The sequence below is a fragment of the Sporosarcina sp. SAFN-015 genome, from assembly GCF_051966875.1.
In the GTDB taxonomy this organism is placed as follows: Bacteria; Bacillota; Bacilli; order Bacillales_A; family Planococcaceae; genus Sporosarcina.
This window is the reverse complement of the sequence record NZ_JBQCKP010000002.1, coordinates 81370-104205: the sequence shown is the minus strand read 5'-3', so window position 1 is coordinate 104205 and position 22836 is coordinate 81370. Positions and strand designations below refer to the sequence as shown.

Annotated in this window: 20 protein-coding genes; 10 read left to right on the top strand and 10 right to left on the bottom strand. The window is 44.2% G+C overall.

Going from position 1 to position 22836, the window contains the following annotated elements; all coding sequences use genetic code 11:
- Positions 1-59: 59 nt before the first annotated feature.
- A complete protein-coding gene (locus ACTHPA_RS03500; RefSeq protein ID WP_440498715.1) occupies positions 60-3116 on the bottom strand; it encodes an efflux RND transporter permease subunit in 3057 nt (1018 codons plus the stop codon).
- A gap of 377 nt (positions 3117-3493) precedes the next feature.
- Here ACTHPA_RS03500 and ACTHPA_RS03495 point away from each other — a divergent pair, with 377 nt between their 5' ends.
- The 6 genes from ACTHPA_RS03495 to ACTHPA_RS03470 all read left to right on the top strand — a co-directional run bounded on the left by ACTHPA_RS03495 (position 3494) and on the right by ACTHPA_RS03470 (position 8396).
- A complete protein-coding gene (locus ACTHPA_RS03495) occupies positions 3494-4438 on the top strand; it encodes a metal ABC transporter solute-binding protein, Zn/Mn family (protein ID WP_440498713.1) in 945 nt (314 codons plus the stop codon).
- The gene (locus ACTHPA_RS03490; protein ID WP_440498711.1) at positions 4439-5170 is read left to right on the top strand and encodes a metal ABC transporter ATP-binding protein; all 732 of its coding nucleotides are present in this window, start codon (positions 4439-4441) and stop codon (positions 5168-5170) included.
- A gap of 1 nt (position 5171) precedes the next feature.
- Positions 5172-6098, top strand: a complete 927-nt coding sequence (locus ACTHPA_RS03485; RefSeq protein WP_440498710.1) for a metal ABC transporter permease — start codon at positions 5172-5174, stop codon at positions 6096-6098.
- Position 6099: 1 nt separating this feature from the next.
- Entirely contained in the window at positions 6100-6975 is an 876-nt protein-coding gene (locus ACTHPA_RS03480) for a metal ABC transporter permease (RefSeq protein WP_440498709.1), read from the top strand.
- A 139-nt stretch (positions 6976-7114) separates the two neighbouring features.
- Positions 7115-7975, top strand: a complete 861-nt coding sequence (locus ACTHPA_RS03475; RefSeq protein ID WP_440498708.1) for a helix-turn-helix domain-containing protein — start codon at positions 7115-7117, stop codon at positions 7973-7975.
- 46 nt (positions 7976-8021) lie between these two features.
- Positions 8022-8396 (top strand): VOC family protein, encoded by a 375-nt coding sequence (locus tag ACTHPA_RS03470; RefSeq protein WP_440498706.1) that lies wholly within the window; start codon positions 8022-8024, stop codon positions 8394-8396.
- Positions 8397-8438: 42 nt separating this feature from the next.
- On the opposite strand, the gene ACTHPA_RS03465 is transcribed toward ACTHPA_RS03470, so the two are convergent.
- The 3 genes from ACTHPA_RS03465 to ACTHPA_RS03455 form a co-directional block, all read right to left on the bottom strand.
- On the bottom strand, positions 8439-9623 hold the full coding sequence (locus ACTHPA_RS03465) for an MFS transporter (RefSeq protein WP_440498704.1): 1185 nt from the start codon (positions 9621-9623) through the stop codon (positions 8439-8441).
- A 12-nt stretch (positions 9624-9635) separates the two neighbouring features.
- Positions 9636-10004, bottom strand: coding sequence for a MarR family winged helix-turn-helix transcriptional regulator (locus tag ACTHPA_RS03460; RefSeq protein ID WP_440498702.1), 369 nt, complete (start codon positions 10002-10004; stop codon positions 9636-9638).
- 295 nt (positions 10005-10299) lie between these two features.
- Complete coding sequence (locus tag ACTHPA_RS03455; protein ID WP_440498701.1) at positions 10300-11142, bottom strand: GNAT family N-acetyltransferase; 843 nt, start codon at positions 11140-11142, stop codon at positions 10300-10302.
- A 163-nt stretch (positions 11143-11305) separates the two neighbouring features.
- Between ACTHPA_RS03455 and ACTHPA_RS03450 the strand changes: the two genes are divergently transcribed.
- The gene (locus tag ACTHPA_RS03450) at positions 11306-11569 is read left to right on the top strand and encodes a DUF2188 domain-containing protein (protein WP_440498700.1); all 264 of its coding nucleotides are present in this window, start codon (positions 11306-11308) and stop codon (positions 11567-11569) included.
- A 155-nt stretch (positions 11570-11724) separates the two neighbouring features.
- A complete protein-coding gene (locus ACTHPA_RS03445; protein WP_440498698.1) occupies positions 11725-12378 on the top strand; it encodes a hypothetical protein in 654 nt (217 codons plus the stop codon).
- A gap of 55 nt (positions 12379-12433) precedes the next feature.
- On the opposite strand, the gene ACTHPA_RS03440 is transcribed toward ACTHPA_RS03445, so the two are convergent.
- Complete coding sequence (locus ACTHPA_RS03440) at positions 12434-13672, bottom strand: copper amine oxidase N-terminal domain-containing protein (RefSeq protein WP_440498696.1); 1239 nt, start codon at positions 13670-13672, stop codon at positions 12434-12436.
- A 385-nt stretch (positions 13673-14057) separates the two neighbouring features.
- Between ACTHPA_RS03440 and ACTHPA_RS03435 the strand changes: the two genes are divergently transcribed.
- Positions 14058-15053, top strand: a complete 996-nt coding sequence (locus tag ACTHPA_RS03435; protein WP_440498694.1) for a nuclease-related domain-containing protein — start codon at positions 14058-14060, stop codon at positions 15051-15053.
- 120 nt (positions 15054-15173) lie between these two features.
- Here the strand turns inward: ACTHPA_RS03435 and ACTHPA_RS03430 are convergent, their stop codons facing one another.
- The 5 genes from ACTHPA_RS03430 to ACTHPA_RS03410 all read right to left on the bottom strand — a co-directional run bounded on the left by ACTHPA_RS03430 (position 15174) and on the right by ACTHPA_RS03410 (position 21660).
- On the bottom strand, positions 15174-15599 hold the full coding sequence (locus ACTHPA_RS03430; protein WP_440498693.1) for a hypothetical protein: 426 nt from the start codon (positions 15597-15599) through the stop codon (positions 15174-15176).
- A 52-nt stretch (positions 15600-15651) separates the two neighbouring features.
- A complete protein-coding gene (locus ACTHPA_RS03425; protein WP_440498692.1) occupies positions 15652-18804 on the bottom strand; it encodes a DEAD/DEAH box helicase in 3153 nt (1050 codons plus the stop codon).
- A 193-nt stretch (positions 18805-18997) separates the two neighbouring features.
- Positions 18998-19840, bottom strand: a complete 843-nt coding sequence (locus tag ACTHPA_RS03420) for a class I SAM-dependent methyltransferase (protein WP_440498690.1) — start codon at positions 19838-19840, stop codon at positions 18998-19000.
- A gap of 74 nt (positions 19841-19914) precedes the next feature.
- Complete coding sequence (locus ACTHPA_RS03415; protein WP_440498688.1) at positions 19915-20091, bottom strand: hypothetical protein; 177 nt, start codon at positions 20089-20091, stop codon at positions 19915-19917.
- Positions 20092-20112: 21 nt separating this feature from the next.
- Entirely contained in the window at positions 20113-21660 is a 1548-nt protein-coding gene (locus ACTHPA_RS03410; protein ID WP_440498687.1) for a diguanylate cyclase, read from the bottom strand.
- Between the two features lie 190 nt (positions 21661-21850).
- On the opposite strand from ACTHPA_RS03410, the gene guaC reads away from it, so the two are divergent.
- A complete protein-coding gene (gene guaC, locus ACTHPA_RS03405; RefSeq protein WP_440498685.1) occupies positions 21851-22834 on the top strand; it encodes a GMP reductase in 984 nt (327 codons plus the stop codon).
- Positions 22835-22836: the final 2 nt, after the last annotated feature.

Below are 22836 nucleotides of genomic sequence, written 5' to 3'. Positions count from 1 at the left end.
TTCCCGGTGCGAAAGTTGAGTCGTTTAGCACACTTTATACGTTTCTGACTTCCTCTATTTCATTTCACAGGGTCAACTACCCGTGTCGTTACACGCTTTTTACGTTTAGAGGTTGCCACTTTTACCACTTTCTCAGACTTCGTAAACAGACGATAAACCGATGGAATGAGCAGCAATGTGATGAACGTCGCAAACAGCAATCCCGAAATCAATACCGTGGCGAGCGGCGCTTGGTAATTGCCCGATGCTCCGGAAGCAAGTGCAAGCGGCAGCATTCCGCCTACCGTCGTCAATGTCGTCATAAAAATCGGCCGTATACGGTTTCTGCCCGCTTCAACTAATGCATCCTCCATGGACATCCCTTCTTTACGGAGCTGGTTCGTCCGGTCAATTAAGAGAATCGCGTTGTTCAAAACGATACCGATGAGCATGATGACACCCATCCCGGACAATAGATTCAATTCCATTTGCGTCACGAACAATCCGATAATGACACCGATAATCGCCATCGGAATGACAGACATGACGATAAGCGGATGCCCTAAATGATTGAATTGCACAGCCATCACAAAGTAGACGAGGAACAGTGCGATGCTTAACACTAAAATCATTTCCATCATCAGCTGCTGTTGCTGCTCGATATCACCGGCGACATCAATTGCATAGCCTGCCGGCGTATCAAAATCCTTAATGACTTTTTGCACGTCGCGATTGATCGCACCTAAATCTCTACCTTCAATATCCGCGGAAACAGAAATGAATCGTTCCTTGCCAATATGCGTGATTTCATTTGGCGTACGAACAGTTTCCAAGTAGATGAACATTGATAACTTCTGATCGCCTTCCATCGTCGGTATTTCCAAGTCAAGCAGCCCTTGAGTGGAATCCGTTTTTGGATTCCAGCTGACAATGAGCGGCACACTCTCTCCACCGAGCGCCATTTGACCTACAGGCATAGTAATGAAAGCCTGTTCGATGAATTGTCTAACCTGCATTTGTGTTAAGCCTGCATCCATAATCGCTTTCTCTTTTAACACAATCGCCTTTTCCTCGGAAGTGCGCTCCATCGAATTTGTCACACCTACGATTCCTTCAACTTTACCAAGCTCTTTCATAAAGTCTTCTGCAATTGCCTGCATCTGGCCAAATTCTTCTCCTTTGACCATCACTTGTACGGGCGCACCACTAATTTCGGACATAGCTACTTGCACAGTTCGTATCGGTTCGGTGTCTTGGAATTCACGAAGTGATCGCAAAATCTGTTCATTCACTTCCTTTTGCTCAAGAGTAATGTCATCATCTTTTGTCATATTGACAATGACAAACAACTCATTCCCACTGCCTTCCAAAACATAACTTGACTCGACATCTATAACTTCTGACATCTTATCATTCATCAGTTTTGCCAGCCGCTCTTTTTCAGCACGCTCCACCCCTGTTTCCAATGCTACAACGATTTCACTATACCGATTAAAGACGTCCGGCATGACGGTCATCGGGATTTTATTCACAAGGAAAAGTGAACCGCCAAACAGTCCGAAAAAGAGGGCGACGACGAGAAGACACCGACGCCTTTTCGCAACAATCCACGAAACGATCAAATTGTACCCTTTGCTGAAACGGCTCTCTTTCCTGGCGTCACGGATGCCCCGGTAACGAAGAAAATTCTCAGAAAGCGCAGGTATGAGCGTAAATGCGACGAGCACTGAGCTGATCAATGTAATCGCCACTACAATCGCAAGGATGACCATGAACTCGCCAAGCCCGCCGCCAATAAAACCGATCGGCAAGAATACGACGATCGTCGTCAGCATCGAGGCGAAAACAGCACCCGCCACCTCCTTCGTTCCCGCAAGCACCGCTTCAAACTTAGTGAGCCCAAGCTCCCGTTTCCGGTAAATCGATTCCAAAATGACGATCGATGAGTCCACCATCATTCCGACACCGAGACCTAGACCGATAAGCGTCAGCATATTGAGACTGTATCCGAGCACGTATACTGTCAAAAAGGTCAGCAACACCGAAGTTGGGATGGAAACCGCAATAATGAGCGTAGCGCGGATATTTCTGAGGAATAAAAGCAGAATCGCAATCGCCACTGCGCTGCCAATCAGTATATTGACGACCACTCCGTCGATCGATTCCTGTACGATATCTGCCTGCGCTACCATTTCATTTAACGTAAAGCCTTCCACAAGTCCTTCCTCGCGTATTTTCTGAATCTCTTCACGGACGGCTTTTGCCATATCAATCTGCGTGACATTTGCTGCCCGCCCCACTTGAATGAACACCAATTCCTTCGTCCCGTTTTTCCATACGAATGATGACTGTCCACGAGTCTCTACTGTCACATTGGCAATGTCTTTCAGCTGGATAAACCTTTCCCCTGTTGGAATTTCAATACGCTTCACTCCGTCAATATCCGCAAGTTTCGAATTCCAACGAAGGAGTGATCCGTTCTCGCCATCCTGCAATTCGCCAAGTGTCGCTTCCGAATTTGCTTGTGCAATGAACCCCGCGACTTGCGTTATATCCAATCCATGCTTTTTCATTTCATCTCGATTGAACGCAATGGAAACTTCCTGCTCCGACACACCAGACAGATTGACATCTTGAACCTCCTTTAAGCTTTCAAGCCTCGGTTCAAGCACATCCTTAGCGAATGCGGTCATCGTTTGAAGATCATCGCCCGATAGATCCATGAAAAACTCGTAGCCTTGCCTTACGCCATATTGACTTGCCATAGCTTCACGTATTTCAGGATGCTCGGCTTTTGTTTCATTCACCGCCGTCTCTATTTCTTTCATAACCTTTTCACTTTGTCCTCTGGCAATCGTTATATCGATGGCGCTGCTTCCAACCGCCGTTGTCGACCTGATCTCCTCAACACCTTCGATTCCTTCCAGACTCTGTTCGAGAGGCGACGTTATAGTTTGTTCCACGTCAATCGCTGCCATATCCCCTGCGTCGATCATTATATATGCGCCATCCATTCCAACCGAAGGCATAATTTCTTTATCCAGTTTCACTACTGCAAAACTCCCCAAAGCTACAACCAATACGGTCAATAAACCGACCAACACCTTCTTTTTTACGATAAACTCCAATACTTTCACAACCATTCCCCTTTCCTTCCAGCACCATTGATCATTAGCTTAACAACTTTTCCCAACTCCTATAACGAGCCCCAGTCGGATTCTCTCTCAGACTTTTGATGTAGTTTGTTTAGTTCTACACTTCATCTGAATAATTTTCGGATAAATAAATAGTTTCGAATAAAGGTATTGACAAACATAGAGCTTTGAATTATTTTTAACAGAGAAATAGTTTCCCTCGGGAAACTTTGTGAGCATATGTGAATACTATTTCTATGAGACCTTTTTTGAAGAGGGATGGTTAGAAGTTTCCGAGTGAATTCATTTTTTTTATCCAAAATGTTGCGCAAGGGAAACTTTATTGTTCATTTACATTACCTGTACAGGAGGAATTTGAATTGAGGAAATTGAGAAAAGGCATCGTACTTGCTGGACTATTATTATCCCTTCTAGTTTTCGCCGCATGTTCCAACGGAGAGAAAGACGATGGCAATGCAGATGGGAAAATCAATGTCGTTACGACAATCGCACAAATTGCTGAACCGATATCCATCATCGGCGGCGATCATGTTGCGGTGGAAAGTTTAATGGGGCCTGGTGTCGATCCCCATTTATACAAAGCGACTCAGGGTGATATAAAGAAATTGGAGGGCAGTGATATTGTCTTCTATAGCGGACTCAATCTTGAAGGGAATATGACAGAAGCATTTACGAGAATCGGCAGCAAAAAGCCTGTGCTCGGCATTTCTGAATCCATTCCAACAGAAAAGTTATTAACAGATGAAGATGGTGCCATTGATCCACATGTTTGGTTTGATATCGAATTATGGAAAACCTCTCTCGAAGCCGCTACTGAAGAGTTGAAGAAATTTGCTCCGGAATATGCCGATGAATTTGACGCTAACAAGGAGTCCTATTTTAAAATGCTTGATGAGCTCCTTGCAGAATCAAAAGATAAACTTGCACAAATTCCAGAAGGTAAGCGTGTATTGGTAACGGCTCATGACGCCTTTGGTTATTTCGGTCGAGCGTACAATATTGAAGTAGTCGGTTTGCAAGGATTGAGTACGGAAGATGAAATTGGGATTACGGATATCGACGATACAATCAATATACTGATGGAATATAAAATTCCCGCTGTTTTCGTTGAAAGCAGCATTAACCAGAACTCCATCAAAGCTGTAATCGAAGGAGCCGGAAAACAAGGGTTAGATGTGAAGTTGGGCGGCGAGCTGTACTCTGACGCTATGGGAGACGCGGGTACGGAAGAGGGGACGTATCTCGGCATGTATAAACATAATGTAAATACGATCCACAAGGCACTCTTAGGGGAGGGGAACTAAATGTCTGTACTTACGGTTAAAAACCTTTCTGCATCGTACCGGAAAAACAAAGTGCTTTATGATGTGAACTTCGACGTTCAACCTGGCTCATTGACCGGAATTGTCGGACCGAATGGCGCCGGGAAATCCACTTTGCTAAAAGTGATGCTGAATCTACATCCGGCACTTTCAGGAGATGTGTCATTTTTCGGTTCCACCCTCGCGAAGGCGAAATCACGAATTGGCTACGTTCCTCAAAGAGGCTCAGTCGATTGGGACTTCCCGACGAACGCATTGGATGTCGTGCTAATGGGTTTGTACGGTAAGGTTGGATGGTTTAAATGGCCTTCAAAGCACGACAAGGAGCTCGCTCTGGAATCGCTCGCTCAAATGGGGATGGCGGATTATGCCGATCGACAGATCAGCCAATTATCAGGAGGGCAGCAACAGCGTGTTTTCTTAGCACGAGCGCTTGTCCAAAATGCGGATCTCTACTTCATGGATGAGCCGCTAGTCGGCGTAGATGCTGCTACGGAAACGGCTATCATGACAACATTGAAACGGTTAAAGTGCGCCGGGAAAACAGTCATGGTCGTTCATCATGATTTATTGACGGTGGAAGATTACTTCGACCATGTCATGCTGCTGAATAAAACAATTATCAAATACGGGAAAACGGAGGAAGTCTTTACGAAGGAGAATGTACAGAGAACATATGGCGGGTCATTACGCTGGATGAAGGAGGCCCAGTGACATGTTCGATGTCTTTTTATCTCCAAATGCGCAGTGGGTCCTACTTAGCACATTGATATTAGGGACGGCATCCGGAATGATTGGCTGCCTTGCCTATTGGAAGCGGCAAAGCCTTATGAGTGACGCATTATCACACGCAGCTTTGCCAGGTGTCGTCATTGCTTTTTCCATTTTGGGTTACAAAAGTTTACCACTCATGATTATCGGTGCAGCCATCAGCTCATTCATCGGTGCATGGCTCATCCACTGGATCCGCTCGTCCAGCCGGGTGAAGGAAGATGCAGCGATGGGAATCATCCTATCCGTTTTCTTCGGTTTGGGCGTCATGCTTCTGACGGTTGTCAGCCGGAAAGGAGGCGGCAACCAAGCCGGTCTTGATAATTTCATTTTCGGGCAAGCGGCTTCCATGGTTCGAACCGATGTCTATACAATGTTAATTGTCGCTTTAATTATTATAGGGGTCATCATTGTCGGATTCAAAGAATGGAAGCTGTTCCTGTTCGATGCAAATTTTGCTAAGGGGCTCGGTCTTTCAACACGGTTCATGAACGGTGCCTATCTGTCCATGCTCGTTCTCGTCATTGTCATCGGCATCCAAGCGGTAGGTGTCATTCTAATGGCGGCATTGCTTATCATTCCGGTAGTGAGCGCACATTACTGGACACATTCATTCAAACAGATGCTCGTTCTTTCAGCTATTTTTGGCGGTAGCTCGGGCATGATTGGGACGTTGCTGAGCACAATGGGAAAAGGATGGCCAACTGGTCCGTTCATCGTCATCGCATCCGCTGCCATATTTACCATTTCAATCGTTTTCGGAGCGCAACGAGGGTTGTTGATCCGCGCAATCCAACTAAGGATGCAACGCAAATACCATGAAGTGGGAAATCGCTCCATGGCTCGCCAAACTGTGAAGGAGGGTAAATAAATTGAGTTATGAAGGTTGGATTTTACTTACCGCCTCCTTAGTGGGGCTGTCCTGTGGAATTATTGGCGTCTTCCTTATCCTCAGAAAGATGGCGATGATGGCCGATGCCATCAGTCATACAGTCCTATTAGGCATCGTCATGGCATATTTGATCACGCGAGAGTTAAGCGGCGTGCATATGTTGATCGGCGCGATTATCGCGGGTTTGCTGACAGCCGTTTTGGTGCAGTTGCTTCATTCGCTCGGCGTACAGCAAGACGCTTCCATCGGGGTCGTATTTACGACGTTGTTTGCAATTGGCGTTATTTTAATTGCAACAAAGACCGGAAATGTCCACTTAGACGTGCAACACGCATTAATGGGAGAAATCACATTCGTTCCGTGGAATACGATGGATGTCCCGTTGATTGGCGAAATGCCTCAGGCTACATTCATACTGCTCATTGTATTGGCGATTGTGCTCGTCATGGTAGTCGCTTTCTATAAAGAGTGGAAAATTACGACGTTCGATGCCGCGCTAGCAGCAAGCCTTGGCATTCCAGTCATGCTCATGCATTATGTATTCATGACACTCGTGTCGATTACGACCGTCGCATCATTTGACGCAGTCGGCGCCATCATGGTTGTGGCAATGCTCATTACCCCTGCCGCTGCGGCTTATCTTTGGACCGAACGACTGTCTGTAATGATGTGCCTGAGCGCCCTATTCGGTGTCATTTCTGCAATCGGCGGTTACTATATTGCCGTCTGGATTGATACATCCATATCGGGATCCATGGCATTTGCAACTGGTGTAGTATTTCTAATCAGCTTTATTGGATCTCCCAAACACGGCTACCTTGTACGATATATACGGCCAGTGACAATTCAAGATTGAGACAGCAATATTTTTGGGCTATCGCGAAAGTAGATTTTTTCTGCGATAGCCTTTTCATTCCTCTTGCCCCAATCAAGCTATTAGACAAAGTATGAAAGTGGTATACTTTTGATTAGTCAGATAATACAGAGGTGAGGGAATGGAAGTAAAAGATTCATCCAATTTTATTTTGCATGCAAAAAGCAACGAATTCTACTGGGAAGGCATCGGACAGCTTTCCATAAAGACATTCTCGAATGGCAGAGCCCTTTACAAGACGGATAGGGGTTTCTTTGCGGTTGAAGAAAACCGATATCTTCTTTTGAATGAAGGACCGTATACTATCGGAATTGAAGAGAAACAGGTTGTGGAATCATTTTGCATGTTTTTCGGTGATGGATTCGCAGAAGACATCTATCGGACAATGGATGCCTCGACGAATGAACTTCTGACTGATCCCTTTGAAAAGGCGGACCCCCTCTACTTTTTTGAAAGAACATATGAAATTAGCTCTTCTTTAGCTGCGCAAATCAATACGTTTAAAAAACATCACAAACAATCGGATGCTTGTTGGCATGACGAGCAATTCCATCGAATTATGGAATCCTTGATAATGGAACAGTTAACGACTTTCCGTGAAGTTGAAGCGCTACAGGCTTTGCGCAGATCGACGCGTGAAGAATTGTTCCAACGCGTAACAACAGCCCACGAATATATCCGCGCATTTTTTGCAGAGCCTCTACAATTAGCGGATATTGCAAAAGCTGCCTGTTTGTCACCAAATCATTTATTGCGCACTTATGCGCAAGTGTTCGGAAGGACTCCACACCAGCATATTTCGGAGTTGCGGATCGAAAAAGCAAAAAAGCTGTTGGCAAATTTCGAACTCAATATGACGGATATCGCATTTGAAATTGGATTTTCCAATCCTGTTTCATTCAGCAAAATGTTTAAGCAACATATAGGTATGTCACCGCTCCATTATCGTAAAAAGGTGATTTTGGATAAGAAATCCGTTTAACAGTTATGTATGATGAAAGAAATAGACAAAAAGGGAGAGATGTTACATGGGGACAATTACGAAAATCGGGCAAGTTGCTTTGCCTGCAACTGATATTGAGCGGGCTACCGCATTTTACAAAGACCGTTTAGGTTTGCAGCTTTTATTCACAACGGAAACAATGGCGTTTTTTGATTGCAACGGCGTACGCCTCTTCATAAGCCTTCCTGAAAAAGAGGAGTTCGCCCATTCAAGCTCCGTCCTTTATTTTCACGTGGAAGATATTCAACAGGCCTATGAAGAGTACAAGGAAAAAGACATCGTTTTCATCGATGAACCGCATATGGTCGCAAAGATGGGACAAACGGAAACGTGGATGGCATTTTTCAAAGATACGGAAGATAATGTGCATGCGTTGATGAGTGAAATTGTTGTGGGATAAAAAAGGCTTTGGATTCCGTTAGGGCATCCAAAGCCTTTCTATTTATGCAGTAGCCAACGTTTTTCTTTTACGGAACAGGTACACGAACGCAACAAGGGATAGCACAATGACAAGCGTCAACACTTCATACATCCCCCGATAGCCGAGGCTTGGAACGACAACGCCTAAAAAGTACGGCCCAAATCCGAGTCCGGAATCGAGGAAGATATAGAACGTAGAGGTGGCGATGCCGAGCCGTTCAACGGAAATTCCTTTTAAGGCGATCGCTTGGGCGCATGATTGGAAATTCCCGTAGCCTAGTCCGAAGATGGCACCTGCCGCAAGGAGCATGATGCCGCTATGCGTCTGGCTCAACAAGATCATGCCGAGCGCGAAGAGTACGAGCGAAGGAATGACAACAAACTTCGCTCCTTTTACATCTAATAGCTTTCCAGAAAATGGACGGGACAGCAATACGACGATTGCATAGACGAGGAAAAAGAAGCTTGCAACTTGAACGAGGTTAATCTCCTTCGCGTAAAACGATATAAATGACAGTACTCCTGAATAGGCGAGCGCTACGAATAACGTAATGATGGAAATCGGCAATGCTTTCTTTTCAATGAAATTGGATAAGTCAATCCGTTTTTTCGCTACTACCGGCTTGTTCAAAGCAGTCGGCTTCACGGTTTCATTGACGAAGAAGAACATGACCAGCGTTACGATGCTTAATGCGAGGCAGAGGACGAACAGCATACGGAACGGATAATGCTGGCTCATGAAAATACCGAAAAATGGCCCGATGGCTGTCGCCATTACAGTGCTCATGCTAAAATAGCCAATCCCTTCTCCTCTCCTCGACGCTGGGATTGCTTGTGCAATCATCGTGCCAGTCGCAGTAGACGCAATTCCAAGTCCGATTCCGTGAAATAGCCGGTTTGCAAGGAGCAACGGCATATTCGCTGATCCGAAATAAAAGGCGGTTGCAATCGTGGACACGAGAAGACCGATGAACAGCATTCTCTTGCCGCCGACTTTTCCAATCAAGCCTCCTGAAAAAATCCGTGCGATCAATGTTCCGATGATGAATATTCCCGAAACAAGCCCTGCCATGCTTGTCGAAGCTCCATATTGCTCAACCGCGAACGGCGCAATGGTGACTAATAATAAATACATGGCAAGCATGAGGATGAAATTGATAATTGATATCGTTATGAAGTCCTTTGTCCATAGTTTTTGTTCTTGCATATTTTCACTCTTTCATGATGTTAAATTTTGGTGGGCGCGCGCCAATACGCTTATAGCCATTTCCAATTCTTCTTTCGATAAACCTTTTAGAAGGTCTTCGTATAGAGATGCAAGTTGCTCCATTATGTCACTGCAAACGGATTCCCCTGAACTTGTCAGCCGAATCCATTTCTCTCTCTTATCTTGTCCCGGCGTCGATTCCACATACCCCAATTCCCCGAGGCGTTGGAGAATCTTCGTGATGCTCGGCTTTTCCACTTGCTGTCGAAGTGCAATTTCTGCAGGCGTCATCGCACCTTCTTGCTTGAGCATTTTCATGATCGCCCATTGAGAATTAAACAATCCGTACTTGGCCAGTTTTGCGTTTACTTCATTGAGCAACGGGCGGTAGAGTTTACTATAGTGCCCAAAAAAGTTTTGTTGAAGCGTTTCGATTGTTGCCGCCTCCTTTGCGAATATAATTAGTTAGGTTAAGTAACTATTAAATTCTATCAGCAAATTCAGGGTTTGTAAAGAAAGACTTCCTCAATATAAAAAAAGTCCGGCTAATAGCCGAACTTCCAGCCTGTTGACAAACGCTCGCATCCGTTGTTGCTTGTCTCGCTCGTCCACTCATGAACTTTAGTTCTATTCGCGTCTAGACTGACAAGCGTTTTCACTCAGGCTGAGGAAATTCCTATGCATCGTGGCCTCCCTCAAATTCATCCCAAAGATAATAATCCTGTCCTTGGACCGTTCGAAATCCAATTGACTCATATAGACGGAGGGCATTGCGATTTTTCGCTTCCACTTCAAGTTTAATCGGGTTGCCTGACGGCTGTTCCATCCGGACGACCGCTTGCAATGCTTGACGGCCATAACCCCTTCCTTGAAAGTCGGGATGAACGACAAAACCATATATATAAGACTCGCCATCATTTCGGCTTACTCGGATCTTGCCTACTCTCTTGCCATCCACTTCAATAATGTAATGCGCGTCATTCGGATAATTTTTCACTTCTTGTTTATGAATTGTAGCGTCTTCCAGCGACATGCCGAATCCTAACATATCCAATTCAATTTCAAACGGGGCATCATCCTCGGTGGATTGCCTTAATTGGATACCTCTACCTTCTTCCATAGACTGCTGTTCCCATACCATTTGATATTCAGAAAAATCATAGGTACATGGTTGATTCTCAAGCCATCTCTTGGCCGACTCAGAAGTGGAAGGAGCATTCAAAAGAATTTTTTTATATCCCTTTTCCTTGATGACTTGCAATGCCTGTTTCCATAAAGTTGAAAAGTACTTTTTCCTTCGTTCGGCAGGCTTTACAATTCCGCATACTTCAACAGTTGAGCCAAATCCGTAAAGGGCCAAATATGCAACTAGCTCGCCGTCCATGTAATGATAAAAGTCCATAGACTGATTTTTACGTTGGCGTAGCATATCCCAATTTAATTTCAATAAAATACCGTCGTTTGTCTCGCATTCTTCTTGCAAGTTTTCGATTTTCTGTAGCTGTTCAGTCGTTAACATTGTTTTCCTCCTCATATCCTTCAAACTAATTATAAGGGGAAATCGATAAATTCACGATATGTATTCGTACATACTATTCTATGATTTGCTGCTGTTTTGATTCCATCCAACAGGGTAATGGAGAGGTACAAGACTGAGAGATTTCAGTGAAGGAGGTTATTGCATGGCAAATGATAAGAAACGTGACCAAGATGAATATTTTGAGGATCGTGCAGGAACGGACGACGCAAGATTCCACGTCGTCCCCCATGATGAAGATGGTTGGGCTGTGAAAAAGGAAGGCAACGATGAACCAGCCTATACAGCAGGTTCTCGAGATGACGCGGTCGATGAAGCAAAACGGATGGCCGAGGAAGCAGGAACGATGGTTTATATTCATGGAGATGATGGAAAGATTGAGAAGCAGTTAGAATACGGAGATAAATAGGATACGCCCAGAGATGCCAATCTCTGGGCGCTTTTTTATGCGATGTTTATTTCGCTCTTGTCGGAAATTCTCACCAATTTCTCATAAATTTCACAGAGTCCTTTAAAAAAGCGAGGGTAAGATAAAGCCATACCAAAACAAAGGAGAGAAAAAACATGAAAAAACTTTTTGCAACTACATTGAGCGCAGCACTACTTACTACAGGTGGTTTCGGAGCAGCAAACGTCCTACACGCAGATAAAGCTGAGGCGGCTATCTCAAAATATGAAACTTCTTACAAAAACCATGAAGCAAGATACCAATTAAACATTACAGCAGATGAACTGAAGCAACTTCCTGAATATGAAACAATCGCTTCCAAAATCGATGTAACTGGGCTTACCGCAAAAGTGACGGAAGACAATAACTATAAACGCATCGTCTTGTTCCGAGACGCACGTGGACAAGGCAAATACAAATCCATCTTTGTTAAAGACACAAACAGCTTGAAACTCATCGACTTCCGCGGAGGCGAAATCTTCTTCGGTACTGTAGAGGCAGCTGAAACAGCAACAGAACCAACGAAGCCTGAGAGCAAGCCGGTTGCAGAACAAAACAGCACACTCGCTGAATATGCGAAGCTTTCTTCTGTTGTAAATGTGAGCAGCATAAACTTACAAGTTGTCGAAGACAATGCTAGCAAACGCGTCATCACGTTGAAGGACCAAAACGGACGCGTGCAGTATAAATCCATCTTCATGAAACGCACGAACATGTTGAAAGTTATCGACACAAGAGGCGGACAAATCTTCTACGGATCTATCAACTAAATACTATATGGAAACACCCAGAGACCGGATTCTCTGGGTGTTTTCCATTTCTATTTCAGTCAATAAATACCGTCTTCACCTTGGGATCCCACTGTATCGAATTACTAAATGACGCATCCACCAATTGGAGTGGAATCATCGTTTGACCGTTTACTACGGTCGGGGCCGTTGAAAGCGTTATGTCCTTTCCATTCACTGTCGCTTTCTTCGAACCAATTGTCATTTTCACAGATGGTTTAGCTATTGTTATGACGTCGCCTTTTTTCTGCAATTTCACTCCTGGATTGATTGCCTCAAAGATTGCTCGCAACGGAACGAGGACTTCTCCATTTTGCAGGACTGGCGGTTGATGAAGCGCAAGCCATGTCCCATCAACCATCACTTGGTTCTCGCCTAAGTCAGGAATGAGCGTTTCAAAGGTGATGCCTTCCCCGAAATACTCAGCTCGCATGTCTGAAACGGCTTTAAGTGATTTCTCGCGTTGCTCGAGGATGCCATTCACCGTTTTGGATTTTTGTGAAAGGATTTTATCAGTCGTTGAGTCAATTACCCGGCTAATATCTTTATTTGACTTCGATATATCTGATTGGATTTGCTTGCGTTCCTTTTGAAACATTGCTTTCCATTGCTTCAGCGCTTCTTTTTGAGATAGTTTACCTCTTTTATGCTGTTGCATAATCCCACCTAAATAGCTGTCACGACTATTGTTTTTGAGCTTCGTCATTGGACCGCCTAAGTAATTTTCATTCACCGTGTTTTTATAGGCGGTCATCGGCCCGCCAAGATAGTGTTCATTTACCGCGTTTTTGTAAGCGGTCATCGGCCCACCTAAATAATGTTCGTTGACGGCGTTTTTATAGTGCATCATGAGACTCCCTAAATAATTCGGGTTGACGCTTTGCGCGTATCTTTGCATCGGGCTGCCGAGCGACGTTGGACTGATTTGGCTGTTATACTTTCGAAGCTTTTCAGCAAAATCTTTGTTCCCGCCATATTGGGATTGGAGCTGGTTGTAATCTTCACTTAACAACTTCGTCAGTTTCGTCAAATCGGCATCCGTCTGCTTGCCGAAAGTTTCAAAAGAAGCCTGTTCTTTATCACGGTAGGCTTCATACGCCTTTTTTGTCTTCTCACGGTATGTCTCATAAGCGTTCGTCGTTTTCTTTTCATAGGACGCATACTCATTTCTCACTTGGTCAAAAATCTTCTTGTTTGCCGCAGACGCATTGCCCGCCATTCCGAAAAGGAAAACAAAGGCTGCAGCAATACAAAATATCCGTTGAATGCCTTTCATAGTAAAACACTCCTTCCATAATTGGGTAATTTACATTTAAGAGTAAATGAAATTCTACTATTTCGAAATATGCGGGAAGCACTAATTGCCAAACCATGGTTTTAGTTTCATATATTTAAATAAACTATATTTTATCCTCTCTCCTAAAGGGTTCTTTCAATAACTTTCTTAGGTCGGAAGTCATGAAATGACGATAACTTTGTGAAATTGACCGATAACTTTCAATAAGTGATCGATAACTCGTACTGATTGATCGATAATTACCTTAAAGTGACCGATAACTTTCGGGAAATGACAGATAAATTGTGCCCAACAGTATTATATGAAGTTATTAGTTTTTCATGGTAGAATAAAAGTCACACTATTACAACGGAGGCGATGTGCATTGATTGTAAAGGAAAAAATGAATTCATTAAAGGCAATCGGGCTGGAAGCATTGCTACGAAGGTTGCCGGAGCATCATCCCCGCTATGCGGACATTGAAAACGAGCTGCGGAAGACCAAGGCTGGTGAAAATGGAGAACAAATACTGGCTAATGTTTTTCGACAATATCAATTCCCTTTCGAGCATTACATCTTCCATGACTTAAATCTTCAATCCACCGGCAAATTCCAAATAGATACACTTTTTCTTTTCCAACAAGGAGCGGTCATTTTGGAAATGAAAAATATAGCCGGCCGAATCAGTTTCCCCGAAACGCAAAATCAACTTACTCGAACACTTGAAAATGGACAAGTTGATGCGTTTGAATGTCCATCCGTCCAACTGGAGCGAAATAAAATGCTACTGGAAGACTGGTTTCATGCACAACAGATTTCTATTCCCATTCATCTAGCAGCGGTTTTCCCCCGACCGCAACAGCAATTTTTGAATCATCGGCAAGATTTGACACTCCTTTTCCCTCTTGAAATCCCTATTTTTCTACGTAGACTACATTCATTTCACCCAGCAACTCAATCCTGTCAACTCCAAGACATTGCGGAGAAACTTAGCAATGCCCACCGTGAATTTGATCCGTTCCCACTTTCAAGTCGATTTGGAATCCAGCCATCCGAACTTATATCGGGAGTCCACTGTGTGAATTGCGGTTTCCATGGCATGCAGTCGATACAAAATGGTTGGGGTTGTCCGAGTTGCAGGAATGTTGACTCCCTCGCCCATGTCAGTGCTCTATTAGATTATTTTATGTTGGTGGATTATCGCATTACTAATAAGACAGCCAGGCAATTTTTACGACTGTCTGATGAACAAAAGATGAAACGGATTCTAAGACGAACAAGACTTCCTTTTGAGGGAGAAAGAAGGGGAAGAGTTTACATGGCGAACCTTGAATTTGTGAGAGGACTTCTTGATTCGTTTAGGTCTAAAGTAACAAAATGACGATAACTTTGTGAAAGTGACCGATAACTGCCGGAAAATGACCGATAACTTACGCCAAGTGACCGATAACTCTTTTCCAAGCGAAAAACCGCTCCAGTCACCCTAGACTGAAGCGGTTTTTCACTTAAATAACTCTTTATAAGCCAAAGCCTTTAATGCCAGCATCTCTTCTTCTGTCAGTCTGCTTTGGATTTTATTGAAAAGGGCTTGCTGTTCTTCTGCAGTCATCCCTTGTCGCGCTTGGATCTGCAGTTCGTTGAGTTCGTTCAAATCGAACTTTTTCATCAAAACTCGAGTCGCTTCCTCTTTCGTTTGGAAAGGAAGCTTTGAGCTGTCCACGTTTTTTCCTTCTTCAATGAAGGCGCGTAACTCGGGATCGTTTTGGACTTCTTGTTTAATTGACTCCAAATCACCGCTCGATTCCAGTTCAGCCGCGACTTGGCCCATTACTTCGTCGGCGATGTATTTCGTTCCGAAATGGTACACACCGAAGCCGATGATGGCAACCACGACGACAGTTCCCAATAAAATCTTAATTGCTCTCAATTGACCCTCTCCTTTTCTTTCAGTATCCGTTGCCTTTACTGCCACTATACTTCTATATTTCCAATAGTTCGCGTATGTCATCCTCGGTCAATGTCGTGTTCGCAGCATCCTTCGAATCGATGATCTCCTCAATTAGATTCCTCTTCTTCTCTTGCAAATCATTCATTTTTTCTTCAATCGTGCCGCGTGCGACGAGCTTGATCACTTGAACGGTTTGCTTTTGACCGATACGGTGAGCACGGTCTGCAGCTTGCTCTTCAACAGCCGGATTCCACCAAAGATCATAGAGAATGACCGTATCAGCACCTGTCAAATTGAGACCGGCTCCTCCTGCTTTCAATGAAATGAGAAAAATATCGCGCTCTCCTGCATTGAATCGATTGCATAATTCCAATCGTTCCTCAGAAGGCGTTTGGCCGTCCAAATAAAAGAATGGCGTTCCGTTCATTGCCAACTCCTTGCCGATGATACCGAGCATCTTTGTGAACTGCGAAAAGATCAATACTCTTCTCCCTGCCAGCTTCGATTCTTGAATCAGTTGCTTTAATTGTTCAAACTTCGCTGAACTGCCTTTGTACCCATCTACGAACAAAGCCGGGTGACAACAAATTTGCCGCAGCCGCGTTATTCCTGCAAGGATTCTAATTTTATTCCGTCGGATTGTGTCCTTATCCAAATGTCTTAATGTATCATGGCGAAGCTTTGCCAAATAGGCGGCATAAAGCTTTTTCTGTTCAGGAAGTAATTCCGCAGATTCCATCGTTTCTACCTTATTCGGCAACTCTGCGAGGACATCCTCTTTCATCCGCCGCAGCAAAAATGGGCGGACGCGGCGGGATATCGCTTTTGGAGTAAGTTCACTAAACTCCTGCAACCCCATGAACAGTTCAGGAAATATGACGTGAAAGATGGACCAAAGTTCTTCCTCTGAATTTTCGATCGGCGTTCCGGTTAATGCAAAACGTGTATCCGCCTGCAATCTTTTCACTGCTCGCGCCGTTTGCGTAAACGGATTTTTGAACTCCTGCGCTTCGTCAAAAAAGATGGTCAGGAAATCTTGTTTCTCAAACCAATGGATATCCCGGCGAATCAACGGATAGGACGTTATCAACACATCCTTATTCTCCACGTCGTTCTGCCTCTCTGCCCTCTCCTTTTTCGACCCGTCCATGACCACCGCGTTAATGTCAGGCGTGAATTTCCGAAATTCACTCAGCCAGTTATACGTTAAGGAAGAGGGACAGACGATTAAGACTTGCCGTTTTTTCTCGCGAATTTCGGGAAGCACTGACTGGATGAACGCAATGCTCTGCAAAGTCTTGCCGAGTCCCATATCATCCGCAAGCACGCCCCCCACGCCGAAGCCTGCGATCGTTTTCAACCATTGAAAACCTATTTTTTGATAATCGCGCAATACCGTTTCCAACGCCTCTGGTACTTCCGCGTAATTGCCGGGCTTCAGTAGACGGTCAAAAAACTCACGGGCGGAGTCCTCGACGGAAAACATTTCATCGTCGCCGACTGCATCCAAGAAACGGATTCCGCGCACCATCGTAATGTTCAACCCTTTCTCCAAGGCATCAAGACCATCGGGAATTTCATTCAAAAACCGTTGGATTTCCTCAAATTCCTTTGTTTCCAATGAAAGAAGAGCGCCATTCCGCAAACGGTAATACTTCCGTTTTTCCTCCAGCGCTTCAAGGATTTCTCGTATTTGCTTATCGGGGATGCCATCCATATCGAATTTGAATTCAAGCCAATTCGTTCGGTCCTCATATGCCTTCACCCGGATTCGCGGACGCGCACTTCCTCTGAAAACCCGGTTCCTAATCGCTGTCGTTGCATACACTTGAACAAGTTTTTGGAGCTTCGGGAGGATATGGTGGAGAAATTCATATTCCAGTTCTTCGTTGTGTATTATATAACCTTCATCAGTCGTTGCAAATGAACTTTCTTCCATTAACTGAAGAATTGCCTCTTCCTTTTCCAAGTCGCGAACTAGCAAGGAGCCTGCCGGCAAATCCCTTTCTGTTACAGGGTTCATGACGATCTGTTCATATTGGAATTCGAGACTCGCAAGCAATCGGTTATTCACCCGATCGATATATAATTTCGCCTTCAACGGTGATTTTACAAGCTGATCCAGCACAGTTTCATCGAGATGGACTTCGCCAATCCTCCGCAAACCTGGGACGACCTTTTCGATGAAAAAGCCGATCTGCTCATTCGAAATCGGCAACTGACGGGTTCCTGACGTTGCAATCATTTGTTGGAGATCTGCGAGGCGTTTGCAGTCTTCACCGCTCAACTGAAATAATTGCCCGTTGCAAAGAACAAGTTCATAAGACTGTAAAACATGGACACGTTCCAACCCGTCGATTGTCAGTGTATGTCCCTTTTCAGGCTTTTTTTCGAAATGAAATTTGATGGGCAAAGTTTCTTCAGCTATGTGAAAGTCCCTTATTGTACCGTCACATTCCAATACAACACCCGATGCTTCATTCAAAATCGGCAGAAGTCTATTCCATAAGGATGGCGGAATGAGCAATGTAGCGGGGCTGACAGAATGGTGCCGAAACGCCCTCTCTTCATTATTAAGGCCGATAAGTTGCTGCAGAACGGCATCCGCTTCAATAACGAAGCAATGAAGCTGGGAATCGAAAGTGAATGCAGATGTTAGCCGACTTGCCTGACCTTCATTAACATCTTTCAAAAACTGTCGGATATCCTCCACATGAATTCCTGCGACTGCAAGCTCGATGCCGAGCATATGTTGTTTTCCCGTGGCAACGGGCTTTACCGTAAACAGCAGCTCCAGCACTTCCCTATTTTCGAAATGAAGCTGATGCCCGCTCGTACGAGGTTGACCGTTAAAAAGAGATAGCAGCCCTTCCGTCAAATCCGGCTCAACTTCCGGTCTCCCAGTCCCTTCGCGTTCCATTATCGCTATCAAAACAGCCGCGACATGCTGGCATTTATATTTATAAAACGGCAAGACCGGACAATCGCACTCCGTTTGAAGCTTCCCATTTGAAAGGTCGACGGTGACATGGAAGTCATCCTTCCCTGCAACAGTCGCTTCACAATAGTCGTCTCTATATTGGATAAAGTTCACTTTTCCTGCACGGTTAAACATCTCACCCCGTCTGAATGAAACGGAGCCGCACAGATCTATGATCTTATTTTGTGTTAGTTGGATACTCAATCTGCTTGTCTCCTTTCAGGAACAAGTTTTACATTTTCTATTTTATCACTGAAGGAGATTTTTTATCATATATGTACATATTAATCAACAAAGTAGATGCAGAATTCAAAATAGTACAATTGATATTATTAGCATAAAAAAACCAGTGACACATCAATTCGCTGTGTCACTGGTTTTATACAATAGCTTTGCATCATTCACCAATGAAGGCGAATACAAATAACGGTTGAATCGTTTTCTTACTATACGCCTCTTTTAGTAGCGCCAATTCAGAATGGAGAAGCGCTTTTAATTTATTCGGCACTTCTAAATCATTGATTTCCCCTGCATATTCGCCCAGTGTCATCTCAACTTCCCATTGACCATCTTGCAAATCAGGCGATTGAATAATTTGGTCCAGTGCTATTTTCCAACCGGCTTCCTTTGCAATCCGCAAGCTATCGGCAGGCGTAAATAAAGTCCTTACGTTCGATTGGCTGCCTTCTTTAAAGCATTCATAATGCGATTGGATAAGGACAGCTAAAAGATGAGGATATTGTTCTATCGTTTGAATGCGCGTATCCCATTCTGCAAAACATAACCGCTTTCCCCATTTGCGGGCCTTCATTAAAATAGCCTTAAACTCTTCCTCCGATTGTAAATAGAACGCGCAATGCGAAAAGACGATATAGTCAAATGACATTGGCGAAAAATCAACTTCATCCGAAAGGACATCTACTTCAAAATCAATTTGCACTCTATCGCCCAACGGTGAATTCAACAAATGGCTTCGTGCATCTCCGAGCGTAATCGGCCCGCCATATGTTGATGGTGCAATATCGATTCCATGTACGAACCCCTTTTCCCCTACTGCATACGCCAAGGCAGCGGTCGTATCCCCTTGACCACAGCCGATTTCAAGCACTCGGCTTCCTTCTTGGATTCCCCATGCATCCACTAGTGCAAGCCGATGCTTCGTCTGGGTACGCTGTACTTCATTATCCCCAACGATGGTTGCCATGCAGCCTACAATACGTTCGATTCTCTCATCTTTCATTACATCCACTCCCCATCCAACTTACAAGAAAACGACAACGCTCTCTGGACGCTGCCGTTCTTTCGCTCTTTCTATTAAAGCTCCTGATAGTCCTTCATGAATCTGCCGCTTTCTTTCACCTCAGCGTGATACAGTGCCTTTAAGGCAAAACTCTTTTCCAATTCATGTTCCTTCATGATATGTTTCAGCCGTTGCGTCAACTCTGCATTGTTTTTTACGAGCTGTTCCATTTTCGTTTTCGAATATTGCATGATTGTGCCCTCCTAATGCTTTCATATAGTTAGTGATGCACAGTCAATCGTACGGTTTCGCCCTGTCCGTTTCGCTTCGTACAGGCATTGGTCCGCCAACTCCAACAGTTCCGCTGGTCGTGATCGATCTTCAGGGAATATCGCGCTCCCGATAGAAATCGTCACTACTTCCCCACAAGGACTGACTGTACTTTCCAGCTTTTTACGTAGTTGTTCTGCCATTTGGTAAGCTTCATGCCGATTTGTATTCGGCAACAACATGACAAATTCCTCTCCGCCGAAGCGGCAGCATACATCCTCTTTACGGGCGACTTCTAATACAGAAGCTGCCAAGTATTTTAACACTTCGTCCCCCATCGCATGTCCATATGTATCATTGACACGCTTGAACTTATCAATATCAAAGATGAGCAAAGCAAAAGGATGACCTTGCTCTGTCCATTTCTCTAAATATGCATCCATTGCCCTGCGGTTCATCAGCTTAGTCAATGGGTCGATCGTTGATTGTTGAATAAAGAAACTCAAACTATAATTCATTGCTTTTTTCAACTGGATTGCTTCGTAATACCAAGCGTGTACGTCATTGATTTTCCCTCCATGATTGCTAGCAGTGCTGGACTCTGCGAAAGTAGCAAGCCTTGTCAATGGCTGTGCAATATGTTTGGATAACAAAAAGACGATCAGGAGTGAGAAGAGTATCATTGGGGCTGTTTTCCAAATCATTTCCCTTATCATATTGACGGATGGTGCTAGGGCGACTTCCTTTGATCGCTGGGACACAACGCCCCAATTAGCTATCGGAATCGTCGCATAGCCCGCCAGCATATCAACGCCTTTCGTATTCACCACTTCCATCGAACCGCTCTTGCCTGCTATTAATTGCTGGACGACGGCATTTTCCAACACGATATCATTTACGCGGCCTGGATCTTGGTGATAAATGATCCGCCCGCTTTCATCGACAACGTATACATAGGAACCGTCTTTGTAAAAATGTTCGCCCAATACTTCTTGGAGAATATTTTCCTCTTTCAAATAAACCGTTCCCCCGACAAGGCCGAGATAATCACCTTCACTATCAAAGACCGGAAATGACAGGAATATGATCAAGCGCCCCGTCAGTCCGAAATAGGGCTGTGAGATGAACGCGCCACGCTTCTTTAGCGCTTCTTGTCCGCCTTCCGAATTTAACATTTTCCCTTTTAAAGCCAAAGTCTCAGGCGATATAGCTAAAATTTCCCCATTTTTATCAACAATTAATACTGAATTGAATGTGTTCGTCTGTTTTTTCATCCGACTCACTTCGGATAATAATTTCTCTTCGACATTTTCTTTACCTATAAAAGGCGCAATTTGCTGAGCGCTTGCTTCCAATGATTGCAGCGTCATCTCCAAATATGACTCCGTCGATTGAGCCATTTTCAACGCATACGCACGATTTGTCTCCAATGTACTCGCAACCAAAGATTGCTGTTCCGCCTGATATCCTGATATGATGCTAGCCGTCAATGTCAATAATACTGATAAGAATGCCACTAGCCCGATTAAATATTTTAATGACAACCTCAACGAGAACGATCTCCCTCTCCGTATTTTAAAACCTTGCTCAATCATATCATCTATATACTTGTCGAGCACCCTTATGTTGGAATATATCTTACTTTTTGAGTTGACGAAAAGACAAATATGATGTAAATTACAAAAGTACGAACATTTACATTGAAATAAAAAATATCATTCGCCTTTAGGAGTGTAATGTATGGATACAGTATTTGATTATGAAGATATTCAATTGATCCCCGCTAAATGTATTGTCAATAGTCGCTCAGAATGTGACACTTCTGTTACGTTTGGTAAACATAAATTTGCATTGCCCGTCGTCCCTGCAAACATGCAGACGATCATCGATGAAAAGATCGCCATCCAATTGGCAGAGAGCGGTTATTTCTACATCATGCACCGTTTCAATCCTGAAACTCGCGCTGACTTCATCAAAGATATGCATACGCGTGGTTTAATCGCATCAATCAGCGTCGGTGTAAAAGAGGAAGAGTACGGATTCGTTGAACAGTTGGCTGCAGACCAGCTTATCCCTGATTACGTAACAATCGACATCGCGCATGGTCATTCCAATGCAGTCATCAATATGATTAAGCATTTAAAAAAGCATCTTCCAGAGACATTTGTAATTGCTGGTAATGTCGGTACGCCGGAAGCGGTTCGTGAGCTTGAGAATGCTGGTGCTGACGCTACTAAAGTAGGTATCGGACCAGGTAAAGTTTGTATTACAAAGATTAAAACAGGTTTCGGGACTGGCGGTTGGCAGCTAGCGGCGCTTCGCTGGTGTGCAAAAGCTGCTTCAAAACCAATAATTGCTGACGGTGGCATCCGTACACATGGCGACATTGCGAAATCTGTTCGCTTTGGCGCATCCATGGTCATGATCGGTTCTCTTTTCGCTGGACATGAAGAATCGCCAGGCAGGACGATTGAAGTGGATGGCAAGCTGTACAAAGAGTATTTCGGCTCCGCTTCGGAATTCCAAAAAGGCGAAAAGAAAAACGTCGAAGGCAAGAAAATGCATGTGGAATACAAAGGTAAACTGCAGGACACATTAACTGAAATGAAACAGGATCTTCAATCGTCTATTTCATACGCAGGTGGAACGAAATTGGATGCGATCCGTACAGTTGACTATGTCGTTGTAAAGAATTCCATCTTCAATGGAGATAAGGTTTATTGATA

Excerpts from the sequence above, each read along its gene's own strand:
- ACTHPA_RS03490 (WP_440498711.1), top strand. The coding sequence starts at position 4,439 with ATGTCTGTACTTACGGTTAAAAACCTTTCTGCATCGTACCGGAAAAAC.
- ACTHPA_RS03485 (WP_440498710.1), top strand. The coding sequence starts at position 5,172 with ATGTTCGATGTCTTTTTATCTCCAAATGCGCAGTGGGTCCTACTTAGC.
- ACTHPA_RS03475 (WP_440498708.1), top strand. The coding sequence starts at position 7,115 with ATGGAAGTAAAAGATTCATCCAATTTTATTTTGCATGCAAAAAGCAAC.
- ACTHPA_RS03470 (WP_440498706.1), top strand. The coding sequence starts at position 8,022 with ATGGGGACAATTACGAAAATCGGGCAAGTTGCTTTGCCTGCAACTGAT.
- ACTHPA_RS03465 (WP_440498704.1), bottom strand. The coding sequence starts at position 9,623 with ATGCAAGAACAAAAACTATGGACAAAGGACTTCATAACGATATCAATT.
- ACTHPA_RS03455 (WP_440498701.1), bottom strand. The coding sequence starts at position 11,142 with ATGTTAACGACTGAACAGCTACAGAAAATCGAAAACTTGCAAGAAGAA.
- ACTHPA_RS03450 (WP_440498700.1), top strand. The coding sequence starts at position 11,306 with ATGGCAAATGATAAGAAACGTGACCAAGATGAATATTTTGAGGATCGT.
- ACTHPA_RS03445 (WP_440498698.1), top strand. The coding sequence starts at position 11,725 with ATGAAAAAACTTTTTGCAACTACATTGAGCGCAGCACTACTTACTACA.
- ACTHPA_RS03440 (WP_440498696.1), bottom strand. The coding sequence starts at position 13,672 with ATGAAAGGCATTCAACGGATATTTTGTATTGCTGCAGCCTTTGTTTTC.
- ACTHPA_RS03420 (WP_440498690.1), bottom strand. The coding sequence starts at position 19,840 with ATGAAAGATGAGAGAATCGAACGTATTGTAGGCTGCATGGCAACCATC.
- ACTHPA_RS03415 (WP_440498688.1), bottom strand. The coding sequence starts at position 20,091 with ATGCAATATTCGAAAACGAAAATGGAACAGCTCGTAAAAAACAATGCA.
- guaC (WP_440498685.1), top strand. The coding sequence starts at position 21,851 with ATGGATACAGTATTTGATTATGAAGATATTCAATTGATCCCCGCTAAA.